Raw genomic sequence first — 4,739 nt, 5'->3', positions numbered from 1 at the left:
CGCGCCCGCCTGGTGCTCCTTCAGCACCCCAATGATCTGCTCCTGCGTGAACCTCGATCGCTTCATCATCCGTCTCCCTTCGACGGACTCTAGCTCAGGCCGGGGACATCCAAGGGGGCAGGGTCAAAGCTGATCGAGAGTCCCGCTCCGCCCCGAGCCGACATCCTGATGGTCGACGAGGCCTTCCAGCTGAAGTACGGCGACTTCATGCTGATTCGCGGCCTTGCCCCGCGAGCGCTACATATCGGCGACCCCGGCCAGATCGATCCCATCGTGCCGATCTCGGTGCGGCATTGGGCCGCGTCGCCTGACGGCCCGCACCTCCCAGCACCACGGGTCATTCTGGCGCGCGCCGAGGCACGGCGCTTCCAACTGCCGCTGTCGCGCCGTCTCCCGGCCGACAGCGCCGATATCGTCCGCGCAGCCTTCTATCCCGGCATGAGCTTCACCGGGCTGGCATCGCCGGCAGAGCGGCGTCTTGAGCTTTGCGCTGGCATGACCCGAACGGATGGCCTCCTCGACGCTATTCTCGCTCGCGGCTCGTTCGCGGCCGTGACCCTCCCGCAGCGGCCGACGCCACCCGCAGATCCGGAGCTGGTGGAGCTTCTAGTGAACCTCGTTCACCGCATTCTCGCCCGCGGTCCAGTCATCGTTGACGGCGATGCCCGAGGGGTCCTGCAACCTGCAGACATCGGAGTAGTGGTGTCCCGGCGCGAGCAGGTCACCGCCGTCGCGCAGGCGCTGGGACCGTTGTCGCGGCAGATCATGGTTGAGACCGCCAACAAGTTCCAGGGGCTGGAGCGCAAGGTGGTGCTGACCATCCATCCCTTGAGCGGCCACCTGCGCCCAACCGGGTTCGAGCTCAACCCTGGCCGAATGTGCGTTTCAGCAAGTCGGCACAGCGTCATATGCATTATGCTTACCAGGGCTGGCGTGCAGGAGCTGCTGACGAGCTACATGCCAGACGACGACCGATTTCTCGGCCAGGTGGATGACCCGTCTTTCATCGGGTGGCGGTCGCATGAAGCGGTGTGGCGCCGCCTGCATAGTGAAGGGAGGCTCCTGGCAGCAGCCTGACCGCCCGAGCGCCTGATGGTCGAGGCAATAGAGCAGTCGACCGCGGTGTTAGGGGGTGAGGCGAGTTTCTCCGCTTTCCGATACTTTGGTCGGGCGATGGAGATGCTGAATCCGATTAGGGGAGCCGCACCGAAGATGACGCAAAAACAAGGCGTTAAGCCTTGTTGGCAAAAGCGGGCAACCCTCAAGGCCCGGAGACTCTCTGGAATTTTGGAGAGAAGAGCCGCCTTCGTTCCGTCCTTGCACCCTCACGGTCGCGGCCGGAAACCGCAGGAAACCTGCGCCTCAGCGCGTAGGCCCGGACAGGAGAGGCAGGTTGTGAGAAGACCGACTGGAGCGGGCGAAGGGATTCGAACCCTCGACCCCGACCTTGGCAAGGTCGTGCTCTACCCCTGAGCTACGCCCGCGCTCCGTGCGGAGGCCGGGCTTTTAGCATCCCGGATCGGGATTGCAAGCCACCCCCCTTCGCGGCATCTCGCCCTCATGCCCGAAACACCCGAAAGCCTGCTCGCGCGCCTCGACGCGCTCGGCGTTCCCCATCGCACCGTGCGCCATCCGCCGGTGTTCACGGTCGAGGAAAGCAAGGCGCTCCGCCCCGAACTGCCCGGCGGACATTCCAAGAACCTGTTTCTCAAGCCGCAGAAGTCGCCCGGCCCGTTCCTGCTCGTGGTCCTGCAAGAGGACCGGCGCGTCTCGGTCAATGCGCTGGCGCGCAGCCTCGGCGCGCCCCGCGTCGCCTTCGGCACGGCCGGGGACCTGATGGCGCAGCTCGGCGTGGAACCCGGCTCGGTGACGCCCTTCGGCCTGGTGAACGCCACGCCCGGCGCGGTCCGGCCGGTCTTCGACCGCCACCTGATGCAGGCGCATGAGCGGGTGAATTTCCACCCCCTGACCAACGCCATGACCACCGCCATCCGCCCGGCCGATCTGCTCGGCTTCCTCGAGAGCCTCGGCCATCGGCCCGAGCTGGTGGAGCTGCCGGAGGCACCCTGAACACCCGCGGCGGCGATCCACCCATTGCCCTCCGGCGCCGGGCTGCGCATCTATCGGCGCGAAAGCCTCGGGAATGCCAGAGATGGACGTGATCTTCGACCCCACCCGCCAGACCGCCCCGGGCGGCAGCCCGGCGAACGCCGGCGGCGCCGGCGACATCATCAAGGACGGCGACCAGCGGACCTTCATGCAGGACGTGGTGCAGGCCAGCCGCGAGGTCCCGGTGCTGGTGGACTTCTGGGCGACCTGGTGCGGCCCCTGCAAGACGCTGACGCCGATCCTGGAGAAGGTCGTCACGGCCGCCCAGGGCCGCGTCCACCTGGTCAAGATCGACATCGACAAGAACCGTGCCCTGGTGCAGCAGCTGGCCCAGATGGGCCTGCCGCTGCAGTCGGTGCCGACCGTCGTCGGCTTCGTGCAGGGGCAGATCGCGGACCTCTTCCAGGGCGCCCTGCCGGAAGGCGAGGTCAAGAAATTCGTCGAGAACCTGCTGAAGATGGGCGGCGGCAGCCTGCCGGGCGCCGACCTTCTCGCCGAGGCGAAGGCCGCCGCGGAGCAGGGCGACCACAACACGGCCCTGCAGCTCTTCGCCGCCCTGGTCGAGGCCGAGCCGGAGAACCCGGACGCCTTCGCCGGCCTGGCCCGCACGCTGATGGCGCTCGGCGAGGAGGACCAGGCGCAGCAGGTGCTCGACCAGGTGCCCGACAAGCTGAAGGAGCACGCGGAGATCGTATCGGTCCGCTCGGCGCTCCAGCTTGCCATCGAAGGCCGCGCGGCGCGCGAGAAGCTCGGCGAGTTCGAGCGGCGGCTGGCCGCGGACCCCGATGACCATGCCGCGCGGATCGAGCTCGCCGTAGCGCTGAACGCCATGGAGGAGCGCGCGAAGGCGGTGGACGCGCTGATCGAGGCGATCCGGCGCGACCGCGCCTGGAACGAGGAAGCGGCGCGCAAGCAGCTGCTCAAGTTCTTCGAGGCCTGGGGCTTCGATGACCTGGCCACCCTTGCAGGACGCCGGAAGCTCTCCACCCTTCTGTTCCGTTGACGGGGACCGTCCCGCGCGCCGTCGGAACCTTCCGACAATGTCCGGCGCCGCGTCGCGCGGCCGAACAGGAGCCGATGCCAGCCTTCCAACCGACCCTCGCGGATCTCCCGGCGGAGATCCCGGTCTTCCCGCTCTCCGGCGCGCTGCTGCTGCCGGAGGGACGTCTGCCGCTGAACATCTTCGAGCCGCGCTACCTCGCGATGGTCGAGGATTCGCTCGGCGCCGGCCGGATGTTCGGGATGGTGCAGGGCGATCCGGCGCTGCCGCGCGTCGGCGGCGATTCGCAGCTCTACACGGTCGGCTGCCTCGGCCGCGTCTCCTCCTTCGCGGAGACCGATGACGGCAGGCTGCTGATCACGCTGACGGGCGTGATCCGCTACCGCATCGCCGAGGAGATCGGGATGCGCCGCGGCTATCGCCGCGTGCGCGCGGACTATGCGGGCTACGAAGGCGACATCGCTTCGGACCGGCCGGCGCCGCAGATCGATCGCGCCGAGCTGCTGGCCGCGCTGCGGCCCTATTTCCGCGCCCGCGGCATCGAGGCGAACTGGGAGGCGGTGGAGCAGACCGCCGATGCGATGCTGGTCACCACGCTCTGCATGGTCTGCCCCTTCGACGTGCGCGAGAAGCAGGCGCTGCTGGAGGCCGCCAGCGCGGAGGAGCGGGCGCGCATGCTGGTGGCGCTGATGCAGATGGACAGCCACGGCATGGCGCCAGAAGGCCGCCCAAGCTAGACAGGGCGCCCGAGGAGAGGGGTTTCGGACATGAGCGGCGAGACGGGCGTGGCGACGGGCGGGGCGGTCGATCCGCGGTTGCTGGAGATCCTGGTCTGCCCGGTCACCAAGGGCCCGCTGCGCTACGACCGCGAGCGCGGCGAACTGGTCAGCGATAAGGCGGGCCTCGCCTATCCGATCCGCGACGGCATCCCGGTGATGCTGCCGGAGGAAGCCCGCAAGCTCGACTGAGCGACCTCGCCCGCGTGCCGACGCCGACCGAGATCCGCCTGAACCGCGCCGAGCGCGTGCTGCATCTCCGCTTCGACAGCGGCGAGAGCTTCGCGCTGCCGGCGGAATACCTGCGGGTGGAAAGCCCCTCGGCGGAGGTGCAGGGCCACGGGCCGGGCCAGCGGGTGATCGTGCCCGGGCGCCGCCATGTCGGGATCATGCGCGTCGAGCCGGTCGGCAACTATGCCGTGCGGCTGGTCTTCGACGACCTGCACGACACCGGCATCTACTCCTGGGCCTATCTGCACCAGCTGGGACGCGAACACGCGGAGCGCTGGGCGGCCTATGAGCAGGCCCTCGCCGCGCGCGGGCTCAGCCGCGACCCGCCGAGGCGCGCCGACTGAACCGCGGCCGGCCGCGCCACGGCGTCAGTGGCGGGTCGTGGCCGAACCCCGGCGCGACGCGGACCTGGCCGGGGCGCGCTTTGCCGGGGCCTTCGCCCGGGCCGCCGCAGCCACCGGCAACGGCTCCGGTGCGGGCTTCGCATCGGCCGCCGCACTGGCGGCCGCCGGCATCTCGGGCGCGCTCGTCGCCGGGGCCTCGGTCAGGCTTGGGGGCGGCGGCCCCCGGCCCCCCCCCCGCCCCCGGGCCCCCCCCCCCCCCGGGGGGCGCGGGGAGGGGGC

Annotated in this window: 6 protein-coding genes and 1 tRNA gene; 6 read left to right on the top strand and 1 reads right to left on the bottom strand. The window is 69.8% G+C overall.

The window, feature by feature from the left end:
- Positions 1-168 precede the first annotated feature (168 nt).
- Positions 169-1,077 carry an AAA domain-containing protein gene (locus tag AC1MIR_RS26820; protein WP_480031232.1) on the top strand — a complete coding sequence of 303 codons (909 nt, stop codon included), beginning with the start codon at positions 169-171 and terminating at the stop codon, positions 1,075-1,077.
- A gap of 332 nt (positions 1,078-1,409) precedes the next feature.
- Here the strand turns inward: AC1MIR_RS26820 and AC1MIR_RS26815 are convergent.
- Positions 1,410-1,484: transfer RNA gene (locus AC1MIR_RS26815), tRNA-Gly, on the bottom strand.
- A 76-nt stretch (positions 1,485-1,560) separates the two neighbouring features.
- Between AC1MIR_RS26815 and AC1MIR_RS26810 the strand changes: the two genes are divergently transcribed.
- From AC1MIR_RS26810 to AC1MIR_RS26790, 5 genes are all read left to right on the top strand, one after another.
- Positions 1,561-2,070, top strand: coding sequence for a prolyl-tRNA synthetase associated domain-containing protein (locus AC1MIR_RS26810; protein ID WP_480031231.1), 510 nt, complete (start codon positions 1,561-1,563; stop codon positions 2,068-2,070).
- 82 nt (positions 2,071-2,152) lie between these two features.
- Positions 2,153-3,112 (top strand): tetratricopeptide repeat protein, encoded by a 960-nt coding sequence (locus tag AC1MIR_RS26805; protein ID WP_480031230.1) that lies wholly within the window; start codon positions 2,153-2,155, stop codon positions 3,110-3,112.
- 74 nt (positions 3,113-3,186) lie between these two features.
- Positions 3,187-3,846, top strand: coding sequence for an LON peptidase substrate-binding domain-containing protein (locus AC1MIR_RS26800; RefSeq protein WP_480031229.1), 660 nt, complete (start codon positions 3,187-3,189; stop codon positions 3,844-3,846).
- A 30-nt stretch (positions 3,847-3,876) separates the two neighbouring features.
- The gene (locus tag AC1MIR_RS26795) at positions 3,877-4,077 is read left to right on the top strand and encodes a Trm112 family protein (protein ID WP_480031228.1); all 201 of its coding nucleotides are present in this window, start codon (positions 3,877-3,879) and stop codon (positions 4,075-4,077) included.
- 14 nt (positions 4,078-4,091) lie between these two features.
- Positions 4,092-4,460: a gamma-butyrobetaine hydroxylase family protein gene (locus AC1MIR_RS26790; protein WP_480031227.1), complete on the top strand. Its 369-nt coding sequence runs from the start codon at positions 4,092-4,094 to the stop codon at positions 4,458-4,460.
- Positions 4,461-4,739 lie beyond the last annotated feature (279 nt).

Source organism: Falsiroseomonas sp. RANM36, from assembly GCF_056682175.1.
Note: the sequence above shows the minus strand (reverse complement) of the source record. Positions and strands in the feature narration are given on the sequence as shown.

What these genes read in the sequence shown, in the direction of transcription:
- AC1MIR_RS26820 (WP_480031232.1), top strand. Translation starts at nt 169, where the DNA reads ATGGTCGACGAGGCCTTCCAGCTGAAGTACGGCGACTTCATGCTGATT.
- AC1MIR_RS26810 (WP_480031231.1), top strand. Translation starts at nt 1,561, where the DNA reads ATGCCCGAAACACCCGAAAGCCTGCTCGCGCGCCTCGACGCGCTCGGC.
- AC1MIR_RS26805 (WP_480031230.1), top strand. Translation starts at nt 2,153, where the DNA reads ATGGACGTGATCTTCGACCCCACCCGCCAGACCGCCCCGGGCGGCAGC.
- AC1MIR_RS26800 (WP_480031229.1), top strand. Translation starts at nt 3,187, where the DNA reads ATGCCAGCCTTCCAACCGACCCTCGCGGATCTCCCGGCGGAGATCCCG.
- AC1MIR_RS26795 (WP_480031228.1), top strand. Translation starts at nt 3,877, where the DNA reads ATGAGCGGCGAGACGGGCGTGGCGACGGGCGGGGCGGTCGATCCGCGG.